Below are 22,601 nucleotides of genomic sequence, written 5' to 3'. Positions count from 1 at the left end.
ACCTCTGCTCATATCTCCTCACCTCTCCAGGAGCTTCGTCATGCCCAAAACCTCCACCCCGGCACCGGGGGAGAACACGGTCTCCGCCCTCCCCTCCGCGGACGCACCACCTCCCCATCGCTGGTGGATCCTCGCGGTCATCGGTGTGGCCCAGCTGATGGTGGTCCTGGACGGGACGATCGTGAACATCGCCCTGCCCTCCGCCCAGAAGGACCTGGGCTTCTCCGACGGCGACCGGCAGTGGATCGTCACCGCCTACGCCCTCGCCTTCGGCAGCCTGCTGCTGCTCGGCGGCCGGATAGCCGACCTGTTCGGCCGCAAGATCACCTTCCTGGTCGGGCTGGTCGGCTTCGCCGGGGCCTCCGCGCTCGGCGGTGCCGCCGGCAGTTTCGAGATGCTGGTCGGGGCCCGCGCCGTCCAGGGCGCCTTCGGCGCACTGCTCGCCCCGGCCGCTCTGTCGCTGCTGACCACGACCTTCACCGATGCCAGGGAACGCGCCAGGGCCTTCGGCGTCTACGGCGCGATCGCCGGTGCCGGCGGCGCCATCGGCCTGCTGCTCGGCGGTGTCCTGACCGAGCACCTCGACTGGCGCTGGACCCTCTACGTCAACGTCGCCTTCGCGGCGGTCGCCTTCGTCGGCGGCGCCCTCCTGCTGCGGCGCACCACCCGCGACAAGAGCGCCCGGATCGACATCCCCGGCGCGGTCCTCGTCTCCGGCGGACTGTTCTGCCTGGTCTACGGCTTCTCCAATGCCGAGACGCACGACTGGAGTTCTCCGGCCACCTGGGGCTTCCTGCTCGCCGGGGCCGTACTGCTCGCCGTGTTCACCTGGTGGCAGACCCGGGCCGCCCATCCCCTGCTGCCCCTGCGCGTCCTGCTCGACCGCAACCGCGGCGCGTCCTTACTCTCCGTCCTGGTCATCGGCGCCGGCATGTTCGGGGTCTTCCTCTTCCTCACCTACTACCTGCAGCAGAGCCTGGGATACAGCCCGATCAGGACGGGACTGGCCTTCCTCCCGATGATCGCCGGGCTGATGCTCACCTCGACCCTCGCCACCACCGTCCTCGTCCCCCGTATCGGCCCCAAGCCGGTGGTCCCGCTGGGTATGGGCATCGCGGCCGCCGCCATGGTCTGGCTGACCGGTCTCGACCTGAGCAGTTCCTACGCCACCGACATCCTGCCGCCGCTGATCGTGGCCGGTCTCGGCTTCGGACTCGTGATGGCGCCCGCGATGGCTCTGGCCACGGACGGGGTGCGCACCGAGGACGCCGGTGTCGCCTCCGCCGCCGTCAACACCATGCAGCAGGTCGGCGGCTCCCTCGGCACCGCTCTCCTCAACACCCTCGCGACCAGCGCCGTCACCGACTACCTGGCGGGCCGCAACCCCAAGGACCCGATGGTCCTGGCCCACGCGAGCCTGGAGGGATACTCCACCGCCTACTGGTGGTCGGCCGCCTTCTTCGCCGCCGGCCTGGTGGTCAGCGTGCTGCTGTACCGCCGCGGCGCACCGGTCGCCGACCCCGACAAGGCGCCCGTGGTGCACATGTAGACGCCCTGTGGCGCGAGTTCGACCTCGTCAACCGCCCCATTTGAAACCCCAGGTCAGTGGCCTGGGGTTTGCGTTTTACCGCCCTCGTCCGCACACCGGTCGAAGCCCGGGCGCAGGATGTCGGTGCCCGCGCCCGGGCTTCATCCCAGTGCGGACTTCACCAAGGAGGCCGCGGCCTTCATGCCGGCCTCGTTCGGGTGGTAGGTGGTCCGGCCCGAGGCCGGCTTGTACTTCTCCACCCACGGGTCGGCCGCGCAGGCGTCGTGGCCGTGGCTGGCGGTGGCGAAGCGGACCAGGGTCGCCCCGGTGTCGTTCGCCGCGGCGATGTACGCCTGCGACAGGCGGAGGGCGACGTTGCGCTCGAAGATCCGCTGGCCGGCGGTGAGCGGTACACCGGCGCAACCGCCGGTGTCGGGCAGGAGGGTGGAGTAGCTCACCAGCAGGACGCGTGCCTGCGGGGCCCTGGCGTGGACGGCGTTCACGACGTTCTCGATCCGCCCGCCCACCGTGCCGAGGGCGGTGTTGATCGCGGCCTGGTCCACGGTGCCGCAGTTCGTGCCGCCGCTGTTCTGGCAGGAGTAAGTGACCATGCTGCCCAGGTAGTTGACGTCGTTGCCGCCGATGGTGATCGTGACCAGGTCGGTCCCGCTGTTCACGGCGTTGATCTGCGGCGGCTGCGAACCCTGGTTGGCGGTGAGGATGTTCGCCGTCGTGGCGCCGCTGCAGGTGACGTCCGTCAGGTTCGCCCCGATGTCACGGGCCACGATGCTCGCGTAGTTGTTGTCCGACCGGCTGCACGCCGCCGCCCCGCTGCTCGACTGCACCGGCGGGATGCTCGGGCCCGCGGCGAACGAGCTGCCCATCGCGACGTAGTCGAGACCGGCCGCCGTGGTCGAGGCGGTCCCCGCCCGAGCGGTCTTCGTGGTGACCGAGTCGGCGGTCAGGTCCAGTTGGGCCTTCGACCGCCGGCCGGAGCCGTCCGCCGTGGCGCTGCCGCCGCAGGCCGTGAGGGTGAGGGCACCGACGACCAGGGCCGCACAGGCCATCAGGGCATTTCGTCGGCGTGTGTCCGTTGCCACAAGGCGCTCCTGTCTTCATGGTTCATGGGTGCGGTCCGCTCCGGTGCTGTCAGAGGAGAGCACGCAGTGCCGCATGTGGTTACCGGTGAGACCACGTGATGGCTGTCGCGTGACAGAACCAGGACATCCGTAGGTCAGGTGGTCGCCCGCGGTGACGCGCGTACAACTCACCGTCGGCGATGGAGAGTTCAGACCGCGTGGCCGCGGCGGAGGACCCCCGCCTCCTCCGCCAGGCGGCCCGTGCTGCCCATGACGATGACCTGGAAGGCCGCGCCGAAGTAGGCGGTCACGAAGCGGGAGATCCTGCGGGTGCTGCTGCGCATGACGGGTTGCCTGCCTTCCGGGTCCATGAGGTGCTGTTCGACGAACGGGCGCTCAGGTGTCACCAGTTGGTGGCGTCGCTCATCGACTGCTGCCAGTACGTGACCTTGATCGAGTCGTCGATGTAGACGCCCTTGGCGGGCAGCGACGGGTGGGCGCCGGCGCCGGCGTTCCCGCTCATGGAGCGACCGTAGAAGTAGACGGCCAGGGACTTCACGGTGCGGCCGCTGCCGCTGCTGCCGTCGGTGGCGGACAGGCTGACGGCCGCGTATCCGGACTGACCCGGCTCGAGCGTGACGACCGCCTGCGGCTGCGAGTCCTCGATGACCGGCGGCTCGGACTGGGCGTCGGTGAACTGGACGCTCGGGTAGCCGTAGAGGAAGCAGGTCTTGCTGCCGGTGTTGGTCACCGTGAGCAGCATGTGGTTCACGGGGCGGCTCAGCGGGGCCGCCACTGTCTTGGTGTTGGACCCCTCGCAGGTGACCGGCCTGGCTGACGAGCCGGGCGCCTTCGACGCGGAGGCGGCGGGCTTCGAACCCGCGGTGGTGGACCCGGCGGTGGACTTGCCGCCGGAGGAGCCCGTCGAGCCGGTCGAACCCGTGGAGCCCGTCGAACCGGTGGAGTCCGCACCCGACGAGGCCGCACCGGACGAAGGGGTCGTGGAGGTGGTCGCCGCTGCGCCCTCGTCGTGGGCGCCCGCTCCGTCGTTGCAGGCGGTCAGGGAGAGCGCGGCGAGGACGGTGGTCGCGGCGGCGGCGACGAGACGGGTGCGGGAGGTGCGGTACTTGGACATGTTGCTGTGCCCCTTCGGTGTTCGGGTGGCGGTGGTGATCGGATGACCGAAGCTTGTGAGGTGATCCGTCCCAACCGCCACGCCCAGCAGGGTTTTGGGGACGCTGGAACGCCGAAATGCACTCTGACCAGGGAGAACACAGTCCCCCTGGAACGGCCGAATGGGATGCGGGGACTGCGGGAAACGGGTGTCAGGGGCAGCAGGGAATGAGGAAACAGAGGCGCTCGCACGGCTGTTGCGAGACTCCAAGGAACCGCTCGTTGGGGCGTGACGCAGTGAAGTCGCGCCGGAGCAGGTCACCAGCCCCCTGCGATCGCGCCGCTCACCACGAAACGCCCCGGGAACGGGTCAGGGGTTCCAGTAGACGCTGGTGAACGCGCGGTCGAAGCGCCGCGCGGCCAGGTCCTCGCGCTGGATCACCCAGTGGACGGTGGCGCTCTCCCAGCCCTGCACGTCCATGCCGGCCACCCAGTCGGCCAGGAGTACCCAGTCCGAGACGTCACCCGAAACCGGTCCGTCCCCCCAGCCCGCTTCCGCGGCTTTCACCGCGCTGTCCACGGCGTAGGCAACCGGGTCGTTGTCGATGGCCTCCTCATCGGCGTATCCCCCGATCTGCAGCGGCCCCTCGGGGGCGATGTCCGCGCGGGTGCTCTCCCAGACCGCGACGAGTTCCTCGGAGCGGGGATGCCCGGGATGCGGCCCGCCCCACGGCATGCCGGGCTGTATGACCGACTTGTGGCACGGCAGCGACACATTGGCCGTCGCATGCAGCGGACCCTGCGGGAACTCCTTGAACATCGCCTCGTAGTCGTCCCAGTCGGAGGAGTTCCAGGCGTGCTTGTCCCGTTCGACCACGGCCGTTCCGGCGGGGACGTACACCACGCTGCCCATGGTTTCGTCATCGCCCTCGGTCTCGGGGAAGGCGAAGAGCAGCAGCCGGCCGTCGGGAGGCAGGGGCAGGTCCGTCACGTCGGCGGGCAGGGCCGCGAGGTCGATGGAGGCGACGAAGGGGTGGGCGGGGTCCGGGGTGTCGGCCGGAAGCAGCAGCGGACCGCCGAACCGTCCCACGACCGGCCCGTCCCCGTCACGCGCCAGCGTCGCACAGGGGCGGGCGGTGGCCAGCCAACGCTCTGTGTCGTCGGCCGGTATGCCCCGCTCAATCGCCTTGTCACGGAAGGGACTTAACCGGTCCCACAGCTCAGGAGTCATGGGCACACCGTAAGGGGAGGCGCCGGCACAGCCGCTTCGAAACCGCGGCGGGCCGCCGAGGAGGCGGCTGACGGCATGTCAGGCAGGCGCGGCGCCCCGTCGGCCAGCAGTGTGCGCGGTGTCACGAATTGCAAATCCTCCCAAGTTGCCCAGGTCACAGCGCAAATGCCCATTTGGCGTCCATGCTCGAGACGAATGCAGAAGCGCGAAGTGGAGCGCACCGCCATTGATTTGGTTGCGCCGCGCCGAAGTGGCCCAGGACACAGCGTTCGTGACGTTCTGCCTCGGTCCCCGCAGAAATCCGTAGAAACACGCAGAAACCCGCAGAAAGGTGCCAATCATGGCCGCTTACCTGTGCCCGCCTGCCGTGATACACGGCGAGCACACCGTGCAGACCAGCCAGATCGTGTCGGAAGTACGCGATCGTCACCCGCACGCGGCGTGGGCGCCGCGGATCGACGGCATCGCGGCCAGTACGGGCATCGAGAGCCGCGGCTGGATGCTGCCGCTGGAGACCGCCGTCGCGCCCGGCAACGGCAGCGGCCTGCCGGCCGCGCGCGTCGGGCCGGCCCGAGCGGCGCTGGCCGGCGACGGGTTCAGCGAACAGGACGTGGACCGTGTGATCGCCGCGCTCGAGTCGATACCCGCGCCGCAGACCGTCCAGGAGCGCACCGCGCCGGCCTGGGCGGCCGTGCAGTCATGCGGGGAGCGCGCCGCGCGCGGGGCCCTGCAGATCGCCGGGCTGGACGCGGCGGACGTCGACTGCCTGATCACCAGTCACTCCACCACCCCGGCGCTGCCGGGGCTGGACGTCGCCCTGGCCAACAAGCTCCCGCTCCGGAGCGACGTGCTGCTGCTGCCGGCCACGCAGTGGGCCTGCATCGCCGGGACCCGTTCCCTGGCACTGGCGGCGGATCTCGTGGCCGCGGACCCCGACCGGGTGGTCCTGGTCGTGATCGCGGAGGCACTGAGCACGACCTACCAGCCCGCGGACGACACTCTGGAGTCCCTGATCGTACGGTTGCTGTTCGCGGACACCGCGGTCGCCGTGGTGGTCACGGGCCGCCCCAGGCCCGAGTCGGCGCTACGGCTGGACGCCGCCTGGAACCACACTCTGCCCGGCACCCAGGACCTGCACCGCCTGGAGACGCGGGAGGACGGCACCCACTTCGTGATGGACCGGCGCGGACCGCGCGCCGTGCAGGAGACGGTCACCGCGATGTGGGAGTGGCTGCGCCTGCGCTACCAGGACGACCCCGACTCCTGGCACCCGGACGTCCTGCTCGCGCACCCCGGCGGGACGCGGGTGCTGGAGTACATGGAGCAGACGATGCCCGACGGATGGCCGTCGGGGCTGCTGGACTACAGCCGGGACAGCTACACCAGCGGCAACCGCGGAGGCGCCGCCGTGTTCGACATCATGCGGAGGGCGTACGACGCCGGGCAGGAAAAGGGCAGTCGTGCCGTCCTGTACGCGGCGGCCCCGGGCCTCACGGCCACCGCCCTGGAAGGGGAGTGGCTGTAGGGCCTGTCCGGGCCGCCTCATCTCTCGACCGACGCCCAGACCACCTTGCCGGTGTCCGTCCACCGCACCCCCCACCGGGAGGTGAGGCCGTGCACGACGTGCAGGCCACGGCCACCGTCGTCGAGGAGTCCGCCCCGGCCCAGCCGTGGTCTGCCGTTGCCGGTGTCGCCCACCTCGCACAGCAGCCCGTGACCGGTCCTGATCAGCCGTACCGTGATGGGTCCTTCGGCGAAGCGGACCGCGTTGGCGACCAGTTCGTCGACCACCAGCAGCACGCTGTCCCGGGTGTGGTCCCTGATGCGCCACTGCGCCAGCAGCGCGGAGACCAGCGTGCGGGCCCGGGCCGCCGCGTCGCCGCGGGCGGGCAGCCGCCAGGTCGCGGTGTCCCCCTTGCGGTGGCCGATCATGCGCGCGAGCAGCAGGGTCACGTCGTCGCGCCGGCGCACCGGCGCCAGCGCGGAGACCAGGCGCCGTGCGGCCTGCGGCAGGGCGTCCCAGGGGTGCACCGTGGACACGGCGTCCGCCAGCCTGCCGATGCCCTCGTCGATCGACAGGGCGGGATTCTCCACCAGGCCGTCGGTGTAGAGGGCGAGCAGTGAGCCCGGGGGTGCGGCGAACGCGTACACGTCGTACGGCTCCCGCAGTGCGAACTCGGCGCCCAGCCCGGGGTGGGGGCGTACGGCGACCGGGCCGGCGCGTCCGTCCGGGGGCATCAGGACCGGGGGGAGGTGGCCGGCGCTGGCCAGCGTCACGCGGTGGCTGACCGGGTCGTAGACGGCGATGCAGCAGGTCGACCCGAGGGCGCTGTAACCGGCCGCCAGCCCGGACTCCGCGTCGTCCAGCAGTGACACGGTCTCGTCCAGGTGCTCCAGCACCTCGTCGGGTGCCAGCCCCGCGGACAGCAGAGCCCGGGCCTCCATGCTCAGCTGTCCCATGGTCGCCGCGGCTCCCAGGCCGTGCCCGACGACATCACCGACCACCAGCGCGGTACGGCCGTCCGGCAGCGGAAAGCTGTTCACCCAGTCACCGCCGACGCCCGCGCTGTCGGGGGTGGCGGGCTGGTAGACGCTGGCCGTCTCGATGGTGTCACCGCCGGACCGGGGCAGCAGTCGGCGCTGCAACGCGAGCACCTGTGTGTGCTCGCGCTGGTGCTGACGGGCCAGGTCGACGTGATGAGAGGTCCTGGCCACCAGCTCCTGCAGGTCGAACAGCTCGCTGTCCTCGAAGGGGCGGTCCGCCCGCCGCCAGACCTCCGCCACCCCCAGAACGACGGGCGGAGTGCCGTCCAGGACCAGCGGTATGCACGCGACACCCGCCGCCCGGTCACCGGGCACCAGGGCACGTACCAGCCGCGGACTGCCGAGTACCCGCTCGATCGCCTCCCGGTCGGGTATGACGATGGCCTGCGCGGCATCGTCACGCCGTATCGCCTGGGACAGCAGGCGACTGGCATCGCCGGGAAGATCGTCGCCCGGAGTCACGTAGCCGTCGGGCCACACCCGGTCCGGCACCAGGGCCGCCCGCCGCAGATGGATGCGCCCCTGCGGCTGCTCGGTGAGCACCTCGCCCGTCCACACGGCGAAGTCGAGGTCGATGGCGGTCACGTCTCCCCAGGCCAGCAGGGACTCCGCCAGTGACTGCGCGGTCTCGCCGATGTCCAGCGAGGTGCCGATCGCGGTCTCGGCGGCGTACAGGTGCAGCCTCCTGGCCATGGCGATCACAGACACGGTCAGGCCCTCCTGAGGCGCCGCGGCGGCCAGGATGCTCATCGAGACCACCAGCTCCGACCCGTCGCGGCGCCGCAGGCGCTGGACCCGGGCGACGTGCGGCTCACCGGTCTCCAGGACCTGGCGCAACCGCCGGGTGACCGTCGGTACGTCCCAGGGAGGCAGAAGATCGACGAAAGGGCTCCCGGTCACGGCCTCCACCCCCGCGAATACCGGGGCGTCCAGATTGCAGCGGGTGATTCTCAGATCCCGGTCCAGGTTGACCGCGCCGAGGATCTGCTCCTGACGGCCGGGGGCCGGATCGGCGGGTACGCGTCGGCGAGCGGCGCTGTCCCCCTGCTGGTCGGCGGAACCGGCGGCCGCTGCCGCTCCGCTGCGTGGCATGTAATTCCCCAAAGCGCTGCTGACCATGTCGAACGGCGACGAAGGGGAGGGGGTGGAGTCCATGCGGCTCTCTCAGCTTGCTCGCCAACCCCGACACAGCGCCGGGGCCGTACCAGAACCCGGGCGACAGGGCCCCGAAATCCTGACCGCACACCTCATTCAATAACACCCGGGCCTGCTTCGCCTACGGTCCGCGGGCGCCGAGGCTCGGCGTGGGCGGTGGCGGCGCCCCGCGACAAGCGGAGAGGGCCCGGCTGGAGACGGAGCGCCGTATGTACGGCCATACCGATGCGAACAGGGGCATGTCCGTCGGCGCCCTGACATGGTCCAATCGGTCGAACGGCCGACAGTGAGTGGGGACGTATGGAGCACTCTGCCGGAGAGGGGCCGAGACCGAGCGCCCCGGGACCGGGCCCCCGCAGGGCGGCCGGGCTCCGGGTCGGTGTCCTCGGTGAACTGACCGTGACGCACGACGGACGGGACCTGAGCCTCGGCGGGCCCAGGCCGCGTGCGGTGTTCGCGCTGCTGGTGCTGGCACGGGGCACCGTGGTCACCGGCGACCGGCTGATCGACGTCGTGTGGGGAGAGGAGCCGCCGCCGAGTGCGGTCGGCGCTCTGCAGGCGTATGTCTCGCGGCTGCGGCGGGTGCTGGAACCTGCCCGGACGGCCGGTGCCCGCAGCAGTGTCATCGTGCGGGAAGGCGCCGGCTACGCGATCCGTCTCGACCCGGACGAGGTGGACGCCTGGCGGTTCGAAGCGCTGCTCAAGCGGGCCGGGCAGTCCGGGCGGGCCGTGCCGACGGCGGCGGAGAGGGTGGCCCTGCTCACCGAGGCGCTGGCCCTCTGGCGGGGCCCGGCCTTCGCCGGGTTCGCGGACGGGCCGTGGGCACGGACGGAGGCGGCGCGCCTGGGCGAACTGCGTGAGGTGGTACGGGAACAGCTGCTGGCCGCCCGCCTGGAGTGCGGGGAGCGCACCGAGTCGCTGCTCGCCGAGGCCGGGGACCTCGTCGCCGCACAGCCCCTGCGCGAGGAGCGCTGGTCCCTGCTGGCCCTCGCCCACTACCGCGCCCATGGCCAGGCCGACGCCCTGTCCGTGCTCCGCCGCGCCCGCCGCACCCTCGCCGACCGGCTGGGCATCGACCCCGGCCCCGCCCTGCGCGGCGTCGAGGCCGAGGTCCTGTCCCACACGCCGCGTCTCGCCGCACCCCTGCCGTCTGCCCCGCCCACCTCCGCGCCCGCCCCAGTGTTCGGCCAACTCGTCGAGAGGGAAAAGGAGTTGGCCGAGCTGCGGCACTGCCTGTCGGACGCGGTCGCGGGCCGCGGCGGGCTGGTGTGCGTTCAGGGCCCTGCCGGGATCGGGCGGAGCGCACTGGTGGCAGAGGCGGGGCGGCTGGGCAGGGAGTGGGGCGTACGGGTGCTGGACGTCGGTGACGGCCGTCCGGACGCCCTCGTGCAGGCCGAGGCTTCCCCGGGAATCCGCTCGTACGATCCCCAGGACCTGGTACGCCCGTTGCTCGACGCGATGGTCGACGGGCGGGCCGCCGACGGGCCCGACGGCTTCGACGTCCTGCACGGGCTCTACCGGATCGTCGAGCGCCTGGTCACCGACGGCCACCCTGCACGGCCTCTGCTCCTCCTCGTGGACGACCTCCAGTCCTGCGACACGGCGTCCCTGCGTTTCCTGGCCCATCTGCTGCCGCGTATCCAGACCCTGCCGGTCCTCGTCGTCACCGCACTGCGCGCCGGTGAGCCCCCTGCCCTGCACGGGAACGAGCAGGTGCTGGCCGACATCGTGCAGGACCCGACGGTGGTGCACATCCGGCCCGGGCCGTTGAGCGCGGCGGGCGTCGCCCAGTTGGTGCGCCGGCGGCTCGGCGCCACGGTCGACAACGAGGTCGAACGTGCCTGTCACCGGGTTTCGGCCGGTCTGCCGCTGCTGCTGACACACGTGCTCGGGGCGCCGCCGACGACGGGGACGGACCCGCGCTCCGTGGAGGAGGCAGGCGTCCGAGCCGTCTCCGACCTCGTGCGCACCGTGCTGGACCGGCTGCCGTCCGCCGCCACGGCCGTCGTACGGGCGGTCGCGGTTCTCGACGGCGGCAGCGGCGACGGCGGGGCCTCGCTGCCGACGGTCGCCGCCTTCACGGAACTGTCCGAGCAGGACGTGGCCACGGCGACGGCGGCCCTCGTACGGGCCGAAGTGGTCCGTGACCGGTACCCGTTGGCCTTCGTCCATCCCCTGGCCGGCGAGGCCGTGCTGCGGACGGTGTCGCCGCGGGAGCGTCCCGCCCTGCACGAAAGGGCGGCAAGGCTCCTCGACCGTGCCGGTGCGGCCGAGGAGCGGACCGCCGCGCATCTGCTCCTGGTCCCCTACCGGGGCGACCCCTGGGTGGTCGGCGTCCTGCGCACCGCCGCGGCCCGCGCGAGCGCCGCCGGCGCGAACGACGCGGCCGCCACGCTGCTCACCCGCGCGCTGCTCGAGCCGCCCGGACCGGACGTCCGGCCCGAGGTGCTGCTGGAACTGGGGCGGGCCGAAGCACTCGTGGACGGGCCCGCGGCGGCCCGTCACCTGCGGGAGGCGTACGAGACGTCGCCCCTGCGGGTCGGCGCCGCGCGCCTGCTCGCGCAGACGCTGATCTACACCGGAAATCCCGGCGAGGCGGCCGAGTTCGCGGCCCGGGCCGCGGCGGAGCTGCCCACCGGGCAGGCCGCCGCGGACGGCACGGCCGACACGGACGACGAGCGGCAGGGGCTGCTGGCCCTGGCGCGGCTCGGTGCCTTCGCGCACGGGCTGTACACCGTGGGCACCAGCGGCCCGGACGTCCCGGCGCCGGCTCCCGTCGGGGACGGGCCCGGCGCCCGCATGCTCGCCGCCGAGGCTGCGAGGGACGCCACCGTGTGGGGCCTCGACCGCGCGGCGGCCGTCGCCTCGGCCCGGTTCGCGCTCACGGACCGGGTGCTGCTGCGCAGCGGAAAGGTGCTCTCGTGGTGCACGGCGGGTGTCGTGCTGCACCTGGCCGACGAGGACGTCAGGCTGCTGTGGGAGGAGACGCTGACGTACGCCGGGCAGCGGGGGTCGCTGATCGGGACGCTCTCGGCGCACCTGTGGAACGGGTTCACGCAGTGGCGGCACGGCGAGCTGCACCGGGCCCGCCGGTCGCTCGAGACCGCGCTCGAACAGTTCGGCGCGTGGGGGGTCACGCCCGGTGCCCCGCAGTGCCGCGCGTTTCTGACCGGGGTGCTGCTGGACCTCGGGGACACCGCCGGTGCGCGTGCCTGTCTGGAGCGGATGAGGGCGCGGGCCGCGGGCGCCGAGGGGGCGCGGTTGCGCGGGGAGACCGAGGCGCGGGTGCTGATCGCCGAGGGCCGCTGCGCGGAGGCGCTGGCCGTGCTCGGCGGCGTACGGCATCTCCAGCCGGCCGTGGTCAACCCGGTGTGGTGGGACGGGGAACTGCTGCGGGTACGGGCGCTGACCGGGCTGGGTGAGCGGGAGCAGGCCGAGCGGCTGGCACGGGACCAGCTGCTGATGGCCCGCAGATGGGGCGCGCCCGGCACCGTCGGCCGGGTGCTGCGGCTGCTCGGCGAGGCGCGCGGGCCCGACGGCGGACCCGAACTCCGGGAGGCGCTCGCCCTGCTGGCCGACGGCCCGGCCCGTCTCGAGCAGGCGCGTGCCCAGCAGTCCCTGCACGCCTTGACCTGCGGGGACACCGCTCACGACACCGCCGGACGCCGATTCCCCCCTGTGTGACCGGCGTCCGACGGCCCGTCGCCACGAGAATCCGACGGCCGACTTGCGATCGGCTTGCAAGCGGTTCGCAAGACCGATGGAGCATCATCCAGGCCGCAACCGAATCAGACGTACCACGCGTCAGACACACCACGCAGAACGAACGGGGGCGGCCCGGGGGACGGGCCGGGGGGCGACGGACATGAGCGAAGCAAAGCGCGACGGGGACCAGTGGGCGATCCCCGGCTACACACAGATCAAGGAGCTGGGTTCCGGGGCGAGCGGCCGGGTGGTCCTGGCCACGCACGACACGACCGCCACCCAGGTGGCGATCAAGTACCTCGCCGAACAGCTCCGTGACGACCCTGCCTTCCGCGAAATCTTCCGCGCCGAGGCCCGGCTGCTGGGCGAGCTGCACTCCCCCCATGTCGTGGAGCTGTACGAGTACGTCGAGAGCCCGCGCGGCGCCGCCATCGTCATGGAGCTCGTGGACGGCGTACCCCTGCGCAAGCTGCTCCGGGAGCACGGCGCCACGACCCCCGAGGCCGCGCTCGTCGTCCTCAAGGGCTCACTGCTCGGCCTCGCGGCCGCGCACACGGCGGGGGTCGTGCACCGCGACTACAAGCCGGACAACGTCCTGGTCGCCGCCGACGGCTCCTCCAAGCTCGTGGACTTCGGCATCGCCGTGCCGAGCGGGGTGGCGGCCAACGCCTCGGGCACCCCGACCTACATGGCGCCCGAGCAGTGGACCGGCGGTGCGGCCGGACCGGCCACCGACGTGTACGCGGCGACCGCGACCTTCTTCGAGTGCCTGACCGGCATGAAGCCCTACCCCGGCCAGACACTGGCCGAGCTGGCGATCCAGCACATCGAGGCGCCGATCCCGGACGAGCTGGCTCCCGAACCGGTGCGCCCGCTGATCCGCAGGGGCCTGGCCAAGACGCCCGAGGAGCGCCCGGAGAGCGCGGCGGCGTTCGTCGAGGAGCTCGAGGCCGTCGCCACGGCCGCGTACGGCGAGGAGTGGGAGGAGCGCGGCCGGCGTGAACTCGCCGCGCTCGCCGCCCTGTTGCTCCTCCTCTTCCCGCTGGCGGACGGTACGGCCTCGGGTACGACGGCCCTGGCCACGACCACGCTCGGGCCGGGCGCCCGTCGGCTGCCCGGCCGCAGGGGGAAGGTGCTGGCCGGACTGGCGGCGGGGGTCGTGCTGGTGATCGGCGGGGTCGCGGTGACGGCGGTCGCCACGGGCGGGGGCGGCGGGCACCACACGACGAACGCGGCCGGGTCCGGTCCGGGGACGGACGGATCCGCCGACGGGACCGGTCCGAGCGGATCGGCCGACTCCCCCGACGGGAGCCCCTCGGCGTCGGACGGGTCCTCGTCGCCCTCGGCGACCGGGTCGCCCTCCGCGTCGGCGTCCGGGGACGACAGCGCCTCGCCCGACGCGGGCGGACCGTCCGGCGGGTCCGCGTCCGGTGGGACGGGCGGCACGGGCGGCGGATCGTCCGGCACGGGAGGCACGACCACGACGGGCGGTACGAGCACCACGGGCGGCGGCACGGGAACCACCGGTGGCAGCACCTCGAGCGGCGGCACCACGACGAGCGGTGGCGGTTCGACGACGAGCGGCGGCAGTACGTCCGCACCGGCGCCCACCCTCGACGTGAAGTCCGTACAGATCAACGCGGTCGGCCCGACCTCGGCCGCCTGCACCATCGTGGCCTCCGTCAGCGTGACGACCGACGGCGCCGCCGACGGCACGCTCTACCTCAACTGGTACGTCAGCGACTCGCCCGGCGCCGTCGGGACCGTCGTGGCCACCGAACCGGTCGCGCTGCCCAAGGGGAAGACGCAGGTCGCGGGCCGCTACACCCACGCCTTCGCCATCCCGACGCGTTACGACTACCTCGGCGTTCAGGTCACCACCGACCCCGCCGCCGACTCGGGCAACGGTTCCTTCCAGTCCACCGCCGCACCCGTCGATTGCGACCCGCCCCGATGAGCACACCCTCCGAGGACCCGCGACTGCGGTTCGCCCGTACCGATCCGGCGGCCCGCCCCGACGACCCCGATCTCACCGCCACCCTCCCACCGGCGGATCCGACCGCGACCCTTCACCTCCCGCCTTCGGAAGCGGCCGAGGGGGAGACCCGTTTCGGGCCCGGGGTGCCGGGCGCGACGGGCACGGCCGATGACCGCGCCACGGGCATCTGGACGGGCACGCTCACCCCGGACCGGACCGCCGAGGCGAGCGCCCGGCGCCCTCGGCCGTGGTGGCGGCGCGAGCTGCGGTCCCTGCTGGTGGTCGTCGCCGTCGTGGTGGCCGTGCTGGTGGGCCTGCGTTCCTGCGCGGGCTCCGATCCGCTGCACGTGCTGGACGCCTCGGTCACCGTGCCCAAGGTCGGCCGTTGTGCGAAGACGGTCGTCGTCACCGGTGTCCTGAAGACCGACGGTCACCCCGGCACCGTCGACTACCGGTGGAAGCGCAGCGACGGCACGGAGTCCGAAGTCCTCCACCAGAAGGTCGGCAGGAACGTCGAGCGCTCCGAGGTCGTCCTGCGCTGGAGCTTCGACGGCCGCGGCACCATGAAGGCCACCGCCACCCTCGAAGTCCTCTCGCCGAACCGGGTGACGGCCTCGGCCGGCTTCACGTACGACTGCTCCTGACCACCGGCTTCACGCAGGGCTGCCCCCGGTGCCGGACATGGCGGCCACGAGACCCGCCGCCCCGCACTCCGACGCGATGGACCGCCCCCGGCTCAGCAGGTCGACGGCCTCGTCCTGAGGCGCATGCCCGGCGAGTGCGTACAGCGCACGGGCGTACTCCAGGCGCGCCGGACCGGTTGCGAGGAGGGCGACCGCCTCGCGCAGTTCGGGCTCGCCCTCGGGCCCGCGCAGCTCTCCGGCGATCCGCAGCACCCGCCCCAGCGTGCTGGGTGCTGCCCAGCCCCGGGCGACCTTCAGCTGCTCCTCGGCCAGGGTCAGCGCCTCGGTCCGCCGGCCGGAGCCCGCGAGCGCCTGCACCCGCAGCAGCGACCACGGCCACCACGCCGGGTTGGCCACGGCGGGCTGGAGGTGCCGTACGTCGTCGAGGGCTGCCAGCGCGTCCTCGTAGCGCCCCTCCGCGTTGAGCACCCGGGCCTCGCTCTCCCCGAGCAGTCGCTGTCCCTCCGCGCCCCGGACCCAGCGGCGCATCCGCTCCAGGCAGGCGCGAGCCCCCGCGGTGTCGCCCAGGTCCAGCAGGACGGCGGTGAGGAAGGTGCGGCCCTGCGGGGCGCCCGGTGCGAGGCCCCAGATCTCCGACTGTCCGACCGCGGTCTCCAGTGAGCGCCGTGCCGCGTCCAGGGCCCCGTGGTTCCACTGGGTGAAGCCACGCCACAGATGTGTGGCGAGGACGGAGAACAGCGAGCCGCGTTCCACCGCGCGGGCCACCGCGGCGTCCCAGAGCTCGCCGACCTCCTCGTCGGCGAGGTGCAGCACGATGCCGGCGGTGTACCAGAGCATCTCCTCACCGGCGGCCTGAAGCACTCCGTCGGCGACGGCGAAGCGAGCGAGCGCGACGGCCCGGTCCCGGTCGCTGCCGTCCGACGCCGCCTCCCGGGCGAGGTTGGCGGCGAGCATCCGGGCGCCGGGCCCTTCGCCCTCGACGACCGGGTCCTCGACCGTGCGCCACAGCTTCTGGTCCAGGCCGTGCATGAACCCGCTGATCCGCTCCAGGGCCAGCAGCCCCTGCCGTTCGTCGCTCAGCTCGGCGGGCAGGTCCGCCGCCGCCCGGCGGGCGAACTCGGTCGCCTGGCCGTGGCCGCCGGCGAAGACCAGGATCCGGGCGAGCAGCAGGGCGGCCGCGGCCCTGCGACCGGGGTCGGCGAGCGTGTCGTACGCCTGGCGCAGATGTTCCACGGCGGCCGGACCGTTGCCGAGCGTCTCGGCGCGTCCGAGTCCGAGCAGCACCTCCGGTCGGAGTTCGAGAGCGGGCGGTTCGTCGAGCGCGCGGGTGAGGTACGTGGCCGCGGCATCGGGGGCGCCCCGGCCCGCGGCCTCCCGAGCCGCCGCGCAGAGGATGTCCACGACGTGCGGATCGCCCCGGTGCGGGGCGAGCAGCAGCTGGGCCGCCGTCCGCTCGGGCGGCGCGTCGGCCGCCGACAGCGCACCGGCCGCCCGCTCATGGCACAACTGCCGCTCTCCGGGAGGCAGTTCGCGGTAGATGGCTTCCCCGACGAGCGGGTGCACAAAGGCGTACGGGTGGCCCTCGCGCAGGATCTCGGCCTGTACAAGGGGCACGATCGCCGCTGCCGCCTCCGTCTCCCCCTCCTCCATGAGCGCCGCCACCTCGGCGAGCGTCGCCGCCCCGTCCCCCAGCACGGCCACCGCCCGCGCAGCCGCACGTGCCCCCTCGGGCAGCCGTGCGAGGCGCCCCAGGACCAGCCCGGACACCGCCCGCGCCCCGGTTTCCGCGACCTCCCCGCTGTGCGCGGCATCGGGCCGGGTCCCGCGCGAGTGCAGCGCCCGCAGCAACTGCCGCAGCAGCAGCGGGTTCCCGGCCGTGGCGCGATGGCAGGCCGCGGTGAACTCCTCGTGCGGCTCCTCGCCGAGCGTCTGCCGTACGAGACCGGCGACCCCGGCAGCCGTCAGCGGCGTGGGCCTGATCCGCACCACCGAGGGGTCCGTCGTCAACGTCCCGGGCAACTCCTCGCCCTGCTGGGGCTCCCCCGTCCGCAGCGTGGCGACGATGAGCACCGGCAGCCCTTCCAGCCGGCCCGCCAGATACGCCAGGAACCGCACCGAGCCGCTGTCGCACCACTGCAGGTCGTCCACCGCCAGCACCAGCGGTCCCGACGCCCGAACCAGCTCCCGCGTCAGCTCGTACAGCCCGTTCAGCACCGCGAAACTCTGCGGCTGCTGCCCCCGCACCCCTCCGAAGACCGCCCCCGCCGCCACGGCGGTCCCGGCCAGGAGCGACTCCTCGCCGGCGCTCACCACCCGCTCGAACAACTGGCGTACGGCCCCGTAGCCGTAGTCCTTCTCCCGCTGGCTGCCCCTCGCAGTGAGGGTCAGTACCCCTTGCCCGGCCGCCGCCTCCGACACCTCGCTGAGCAGGCGGCTCTTGCCGATGCCGGCCGGCCCCTCGACGATCACCACGCGGGGTCTGCCGTCCAGGGCCGAGCGCAGGGTGTCGTGCAGCTCGGCGAGCTGGGGGTCGCGGTCCACGAGCGGGTCGGTTCGAAGGGCGGGGGACGGCAGCGGCACTCCGAGCGGGGCGGGCGCCGGGGCAGTGTCCGGCACTCGTCGGGCAGGGGCGTCGAGGTCGGGCGACTGGGCCAGGATCCCGGCCTCCAGGTCGCGCAGGGCCGTACCGGATCCGGCCGGCAGCTGCCGCCTCGCGCGGCGGAGTGCGTCCAGGGCGTCGGCCTGGCGGTGCGCGCGATAGAGGGCGAGGGCGTAAAGACGCCAGCGTTCCTCGCGGAGGGGGTCATCGGAGACCAGCGCTTCGAGTTCCGGAACGAGGACGGCGTCCTCGCCCCGGGCCAGGCGGGCGGCGAGCAGCCGTTCGCGGGCCAGCTCGCGCAGTTCGGCGAGGCGGGCCGACTCCTGGTGTGCCCAGGGCTCGTCGGCGTACTCCGCGTAGGCCGGGCCCCGCCACAGCGCGAGCCCGGACTCCAGGACGGACACGGCCTCCGACGGCCTGCCCCCGTCGGTGTGCACGGCGGCGGACCGCAGCGCCTCCTCGAACCGCCAGGCGTCCACCGCATCGTCCGGCAGCCGCAGCGCGTACCCCGCCTGCTCGCTGACGATGACGCCTCCGCGCGCCCTCGCCTCCCGCTCGGGCTCCAGACAGCGGCGCAGATGGGAGACGTGGGCCTGCAGCGAGGCGGCGGCGCTCAGCGGCGGCCTGCCACCCCAGACACCTTCGACGAGCCGGTCCCGGGTGACCACCGAACCCCGGGCGACGATCAGCAGGGCGAGGACAGCGCGCTGCCGCCGCCCGCCCAGCTCCAGCGAGCGGGCCCGGAACGCGGCCCCGACTTCACCGAGCACCGTCATGCGCAGTTCGTGCATCGACACACAGCGCATCAAACCAGAACATCAATTCGGCGGTGCCGCACGTGTTGCACGGGCCGGGTGCACAGCAGGGCAGGTTGCCGGTGCGGTTCAGTCGGTGAGGTGTGCGCTCGACAGGGTCGTGGTGGTCGGGGAGGCTCCGGACGTGCCCGGGACCACGGTGTCGGCGCCCTGCCGTTCCAGGGTCGGCGACAAGCCCCTCGCCACCCACCTGAAGTACCGCTTGGTGCGCGTGTGACCGTCAGGAGCCCGCTGGTCATGCACAGGTAAAATGCTAGGATCCGGCCACTTGCCTGGGGGGTTGTCGGAACATCATCCGTGCCGCGGGTCCATGACCCGTGGCTCAGCGCTGCACGCGCATACCTCTCCAAGCCTTCACCCACCGCCCCCGGAGAGGTCCTGCATGGGCAGACGTGCGCTCGTACGAGGCGCCACCGCCGCCGCTGTTTCCTTCACGCTCGCCCTCGGGCTCGGCCCGCTCACGGCCGGCAGTGCGCATGGGGAGACGGTCACCGGAGAGGTGGTCGTGCCGGCCACCACGGCCATGGTTCCCCGGACGGGGCTGCTGAGCGCGGGGCCCTCAGGATTCCTCCGGTACGAGGACGGGCGGGGCCAGCTGTGGACGACGTACGACGGCGTCGACACGGTCGTCGACGCCTCGGGCACGGACGCGTACGGCGTCACGAGCGCCGGCGCGGGCTCGGACGTGGTGGCTCACCACGACAGCTCCGCCAGGACCGTGACGCTGCGGAACATGACGTCCGGTCAGGTCACTACGGTCGCACTCCCCGACGGACACTCGTACTTCAGCACGCTCGGTTCGACGGTCGTCACGACCGCGGGAACCCCTGGCACCGATGCCGTATGGCATCTGCTGGACGCCCAGCCCGACGGCTCCGTCACCGACCGCACGGTGGAGGGCATCCCCTCCGGCGTCTACCTTCAGGCCGCCGCGGGGCTGGGTGACGCGCGCGGGCAGGTCGTGCGGTACCGCAAGGGCGACGACATGGTCACCGGGTGGCTCGACATCGAGCAGGGGCGCTTCACCGCGCTGCCGTACGACGTGCTGCCCTGGTACGACATGGTGGCGCTCAGCCCCACCCACCTGGTCTGGTGCTACGACGGCACCCTGCACGTCGCCTCCCGCCAGGACCCGTCCGCCGCCGTGCGGACCGTGGCGGTCGGCGACATCTCGCAGGTGCTGGGCCTGGTCGGCGACACCGTCATCGTGTCCCGGTACGACTCCTCCCTGGGCCGCTATGACACCAGCCGCGCGGTCTCGCGGGTCGAGGCCGTCCCCCTCGACGGCTCCGCGCCCCGGACGCTGCTGGCCAGGACCTCACGGCAGGCCGTGGCGACCCCGGACGGCGGGCTCCTGGTCGCGGGCGGCGCCGACACGAACCACTGGGGCGTCAACCTCATCGAGGCCACCGAGGCCGGCGGGGTCACCGTGCGGCGGATCGCGGACGCGTACCCCCGGCAGACCGCCCACACGGTCTCCCAACTGACCCTCGCCCAGGGCCGGTTGACCACCGTGGAGCTGGACCCCGTGGGTGACTGGTCGTATCTCCACACCCGGGAGACCGGCGTGGCCGACTCCCCCACGGCGGGGGCGCGCACCACCCGCGGCCGTATCGCACTGGAGGACTACTCGGAGGGCCGCCCGCGCCTCCTCGACACCGGCGACGGCCGCACGGTCATCTCCGGCTACGGCACGAGCACCGCCCAGCAGCCCCAGCTCCTCGGGGCCGACCGGTCGCTGCCCGGCACCCGGATCGACAGCTCCCGCAGCTACCAGACCGCGACCGCCGCGAACGGCCGTTTCGCCGCCCTGACCAGGCCGTACGACAGCGCCGGCGTGGCCGAGACCCGGATCGTCGACCTCGACTCGGGGAAGACGGTGTACACGACGGCGGAGACCGTGCGGGCGCTCTGGGGCACCACCCTCTGGCTGAAGGACGGCAACGACTCCGTGGTCCCCGTCGACCTGCTGACCGGACAGCAGGGCGAGTCGGTGTGGTTCGGGCGCGGCTGCCTGCTCAACGACTTCCAGGCGGTGGGCCGTTGGCTGCTGTGGAACTGCGTGCTCAACTCCGAGGGCCAGGGCGTCTACGACACGGTCACCAAGCGGAACCTGACACTCGCGGGCTCCGACTGGCAACAGGCGCAGCTCGGCGACGGCTTCGTCGCGACCGTCGAGTCCGGACAGCTCAAGGTGATCGACGTACGCAGTGGGACGCCCGTCTCGCACACCGCCGGGAAGTTCGAGGGCAACGCCTGGGACGTCGACCCCTACACCGGTGTGATCGCCCAGCTCCGCTCCGACAACACCATCCGTCTGACCTCCAGTGACGTCCCCGTCTCCGCCCTCGTCCAGCGCGACGCCACCGTCGCCACCTCCGTGGACGTCAAGGGCGGCGCCGCGCAGTGGAGCCCGAAGTGGTGGCTGAACAAGCCCGCGGCCTCCTGGAAACTCGCGATCGGCAACAAGGCCACCGGTACGGCCGTCCACACCCTCTCCGGCGGTCCGGCGCGCGGTGTGGTGACCCCGGCGTGGAACGGCAAGGACGACTCCGGCCGGCTGGTGCCCAACGGTGCCTACACCTGGACCCTGACCGTCACCCCGGCGGACGGGCAGGGCGCGGCGCTGACGAAGACGGGGACGGCGAAGGTCACCGGCGCGGCGGCGGCGTGGCGGGACTTCGTCGGGTCGGACGGCTTCGGCGAACTGATGACGCTGAACGGCTCGGGCGGGCTGACGTACCAGTACGGGACGGGCAAGGGGACGTTCACCGGCAGGAAGACCGGCTCCGGGTGGCCGACGACGGTGAAGGCGGTGCCCTTCGGCGACCTGAGCGGTGACCGGTGCAACGACGTGCTCGTCCGCTTCAGCAGCGGCGCGTTGCGCGCCTACCGGCCCGCGTGCGGTGCGGCGGTGACACCGTCGACCGCGTACACGTCACTGGGCACGGGCTGGAACCAGTACAACGTGCTCACCTCACCGGGAGACATCAGCGGTGACGGACGGGCGGACCTGATCGCCCGCCAGTCCTCGACCGGCGACGTCTACCTCTTCAAGGCGACGAGCACGGGCAAGCTCTCGGCGAGGGTGAAGATCGCGTCCGCGTGGACGAGCTACAAGAAGATCGTGGGCGCGGGTGACCTAAACGGCGACGGTCACGGCGATCTGCTGGTGCAGGACAAGTCGAACGAGCTGTGGCGCTACGACGGCACCGCGACCGGCAAGTTCAAGAGCCGCGTGAAGGTCTTCGACGACTGGGGCCCCTCGTACAACGTGATCGTGGGCGTGGGCGACATCACCGGCGACGGCAGAGCCGACATCGTCTCCCGCGACACCTCCGGCACGGTCTGGCGCAACAACGGCAACGGCAAGGGCTCCTTCGGCGGCCGCACCAAGATCGCCACCGGCTGGCAGGGCTACAAGGCCCTGTTCTGAGCGAGCCAACGCCACTGCCCCGGTTGGCGATCACCCTCACGGGGCATCACGACCGGGCAGGCCCGGCCGGGCAGGAGATCCGCGGCCCGGCCGGCGGCCACGGCCACAGTGGTCGGGGGCCCAGGAGGGGAAGTGATCCGCGATGCGTACGCATCGGCGTACCCGGCGGCGTTCCGTACGAGTCGAGTACCTGCTGCCCGACGAGGCCGAATCGGCGGGCAGGGCACGGAGGTTGACCTGGCAGTTCCTCGCCCGGCCCGACCGCCGGACGGCGGGGCTGGACGCCGAGCACATCGGCGACGCGACACTCGTCGTCTCCGAGCTGGTCACCAACGCCACGCGGCACGGCGGCACCTGCCGCCTGCGCCTGCACGTGTCCGATACGCGGGTGACCGTCGAGGTCTACGACGACAGCCCGGGCCGGCCCCATGTGCGACCGCTGACGACCTGGGGCGAGAGCGGGCGGGGCCTCGCCATGGTGCGGTGCCTGGCACAGCGCTTCGACATCGATCCGGTCAGCGGGGGCGGCAACAGGGTGCGCGCGGTCCTGGCCCTGTGACGAAACGAACGGAACGGGCAGCCGTCCCCGGCTCCGGGAAATAGGCACGGGATTGGGGATTATTCCCCCGCCCGGCCACCGGAGCGGAATTATTTGTCACACATGGCCGAGCGCGGGACATGCTACTGTCGAATCAGGTTGCAGTTGTGGTTGCCAAAGGGTTCATTTTCCGACGGGCTGATCATCACGGCGACACGGAGTCCGCACAGGGTGAA

13 protein-coding genes are annotated in these 22,601 nt (G+C 72.7%); 7 read left to right on the top strand and 6 right to left on the bottom strand.

Annotated elements, in window-relative coordinates; genetic code table 11:
* The first annotated feature begins 40 nt into the window (after positions 1–40).
* Positions 41–1,549 carry an MFS transporter gene (locus ABZ880_RS52960; RefSeq protein WP_361278863.1) on the top strand — a complete coding sequence of 503 codons (1,509 nt, stop codon included), beginning with the start codon at positions 41–43 and terminating at the stop codon, positions 1,547–1,549.
* A 140-nt stretch (positions 1,550–1,689) separates the two neighbouring features.
* On the opposite strand, the gene ABZ880_RS52955 is transcribed toward ABZ880_RS52960, so the two are convergent.
* From ABZ880_RS52955 to ABZ880_RS52940, 4 genes are all read right to left on the bottom strand, one after another.
* Positions 1,690–2,628 carry an SGNH/GDSL hydrolase family protein gene (locus ABZ880_RS52955; RefSeq protein WP_361278860.1) on the bottom strand — a complete coding sequence of 313 codons (939 nt, stop codon included), beginning with the start codon at positions 2,626–2,628 and terminating at the stop codon, positions 1,690–1,692.
* A gap of 188 nt (positions 2,629–2,816) precedes the next feature.
* Positions 2,817–2,951, bottom strand: coding sequence for a hypothetical protein (locus tag ABZ880_RS52950; RefSeq protein ID WP_361278858.1), 135 nt, complete (start codon positions 2,949–2,951; stop codon positions 2,817–2,819).
* 59 nt (positions 2,952–3,010) lie between these two features.
* Positions 3,011–3,742 carry a DUF4232 domain-containing protein gene (locus ABZ880_RS52945; RefSeq protein WP_361278855.1) on the bottom strand — a complete coding sequence of 244 codons (732 nt, stop codon included), beginning with the start codon at positions 3,740–3,742 and terminating at the stop codon, positions 3,011–3,013.
* 348 nt (positions 3,743–4,090) lie between these two features.
* Positions 4,091–4,951, bottom strand: coding sequence for a DUF1963 domain-containing protein (locus ABZ880_RS52940; RefSeq protein WP_361278853.1), 861 nt, complete (start codon positions 4,949–4,951; stop codon positions 4,091–4,093).
* Between the two features lie 340 nt (positions 4,952–5,291).
* Here ABZ880_RS52940 and ABZ880_RS52935 point away from each other — a divergent pair, with 340 nt between their 5' ends.
* A complete protein-coding gene (locus ABZ880_RS52935; RefSeq protein WP_361278850.1) occupies positions 5,292–6,476 on the top strand; it encodes a type III polyketide synthase in 1,185 nt (394 codons plus the stop codon).
* 17 nt (positions 6,477–6,493) lie between these two features.
* Here ABZ880_RS52935 and ABZ880_RS52930 read toward each other — a convergent pair whose 3' ends face one another.
* Positions 6,494–8,650, bottom strand: coding sequence for a SpoIIE family protein phosphatase (locus tag ABZ880_RS52930; protein ID WP_361278848.1), 2,157 nt, complete (start codon positions 8,648–8,650; stop codon positions 6,494–6,496).
* A gap of 399 nt (positions 8,651–9,049) precedes the next feature.
* On the opposite strand from ABZ880_RS52930, the gene ABZ880_RS52925 reads away from it, so the two are divergent.
* The 3 genes from ABZ880_RS52925 to ABZ880_RS52915 all read left to right on the top strand — a co-directional run bounded on the left by ABZ880_RS52925 (position 9,050) and on the right by ABZ880_RS52915 (position 14,977).
* Positions 9,050–12,334 (top strand): BTAD domain-containing putative transcriptional regulator, encoded by a 3,285-nt coding sequence (locus ABZ880_RS52925; RefSeq protein WP_361278846.1) that lies wholly within the window; start codon positions 9,050–9,052, stop codon positions 12,332–12,334.
* Positions 12,335–12,515: 181 nt separating this feature from the next.
* A complete protein-coding gene (locus ABZ880_RS52920; RefSeq protein ID WP_361278844.1) occupies positions 12,516–14,312 on the top strand; it encodes a serine/threonine-protein kinase in 1,797 nt (598 codons plus the stop codon).
* Entirely contained in the window at positions 14,309–14,977 is a 669-nt protein-coding gene (locus ABZ880_RS52915; RefSeq protein ID WP_361278842.1) for a hypothetical protein, read from the top strand. Before ABZ880_RS52920 ends, ABZ880_RS52915 begins: the two co-directional genes overlap by 4 nt.
* 9 nt (positions 14,978–14,986) lie before the next feature.
* Here ABZ880_RS52915 and ABZ880_RS52910 read toward each other — a convergent pair whose 3' ends face one another.
* Positions 14,987–18,367, bottom strand: coding sequence for a BTAD domain-containing putative transcriptional regulator (locus ABZ880_RS52910; protein WP_361278877.1), 3,381 nt, complete (start codon positions 18,365–18,367; stop codon positions 14,987–14,989).
* Positions 18,368–18,773: 406 nt separating this feature from the next.
* Here ABZ880_RS52910 and ABZ880_RS52905 point away from each other — a divergent pair, with 406 nt between their 5' ends.
* A complete protein-coding gene (locus tag ABZ880_RS52905; protein WP_361278840.1) occupies positions 18,774–21,827 on the top strand; it encodes an FG-GAP-like repeat-containing protein in 3,054 nt (1,017 codons plus the stop codon).
* A 142-nt stretch (positions 21,828–21,969) separates the two neighbouring features.
* Positions 21,970–22,386 (top strand): ATP-binding protein, encoded by a 417-nt coding sequence (locus ABZ880_RS52900; protein ID WP_361278838.1) that lies wholly within the window; start codon positions 21,970–21,972, stop codon positions 22,384–22,386.
* The last annotated feature ends 215 nt before the right edge of the window (positions 22,387–22,601 follow it).

Source organism: Streptomyces sp. NPDC047043 (genome assembly GCF_040644055.1).
In the GTDB taxonomy this organism is placed as follows: Bacteria; Actinomycetota; Actinomycetes; order Streptomycetales; family Streptomycetaceae; genus Streptomyces.
This window is presented reverse-complemented; position numbering and strand designations above follow the sequence as displayed.

Bases quoted from the DNA above. Each gene is read 5' to 3' on its own strand.
- ABZ880_RS52960 (WP_361278863.1), top strand. From the start codon at position 41: ATGCCCAAAACCTCCACCCCGGCACCGGGGGAGAACACGGTCTCCGCC.
- ABZ880_RS52950 (WP_361278858.1), bottom strand. From the start codon at position 2,951: ATGCGCAGCAGCACCCGCAGGATCTCCCGCTTCGTGACCGCCTACTTC.
- ABZ880_RS52945 (WP_361278855.1), bottom strand. From the start codon at position 3,742: ATGTCCAAGTACCGCACCTCCCGCACCCGTCTCGTCGCCGCCGCCGCG.
- ABZ880_RS52940 (WP_361278853.1), bottom strand. From the start codon at position 4,951: ATGACTCCTGAGCTGTGGGACCGGTTAAGTCCCTTCCGTGACAAGGCG.
- ABZ880_RS52935 (WP_361278850.1), top strand. From the start codon at position 5,292: ATGGCCGCTTACCTGTGCCCGCCTGCCGTGATACACGGCGAGCACACC.
- ABZ880_RS52930 (WP_361278848.1), bottom strand. From the start codon at position 8,650: ATGGACTCCACCCCCTCCCCTTCGTCGCCGTTCGACATGGTCAGCAGC.
- ABZ880_RS52920 (WP_361278844.1), top strand. From the start codon at position 12,516: ATGAGCGAAGCAAAGCGCGACGGGGACCAGTGGGCGATCCCCGGCTAC.
- ABZ880_RS52915 (WP_361278842.1), top strand. From the start codon at position 14,309: ATGAGCACACCCTCCGAGGACCCGCGACTGCGGTTCGCCCGTACCGAT.
- ABZ880_RS52910 (WP_361278877.1), bottom strand. From the start codon at position 18,367: ATGCACGAACTGCGCATGACGGTGCTCGGTGAAGTCGGGGCCGCGTTC.
- ABZ880_RS52905 (WP_361278840.1), top strand. From the start codon at position 18,774: ATGGGCAGACGTGCGCTCGTACGAGGCGCCACCGCCGCCGCTGTTTCC.
- ABZ880_RS52900 (WP_361278838.1), top strand. From the start codon at position 21,970: ATGCGTACGCATCGGCGTACCCGGCGGCGTTCCGTACGAGTCGAGTAC.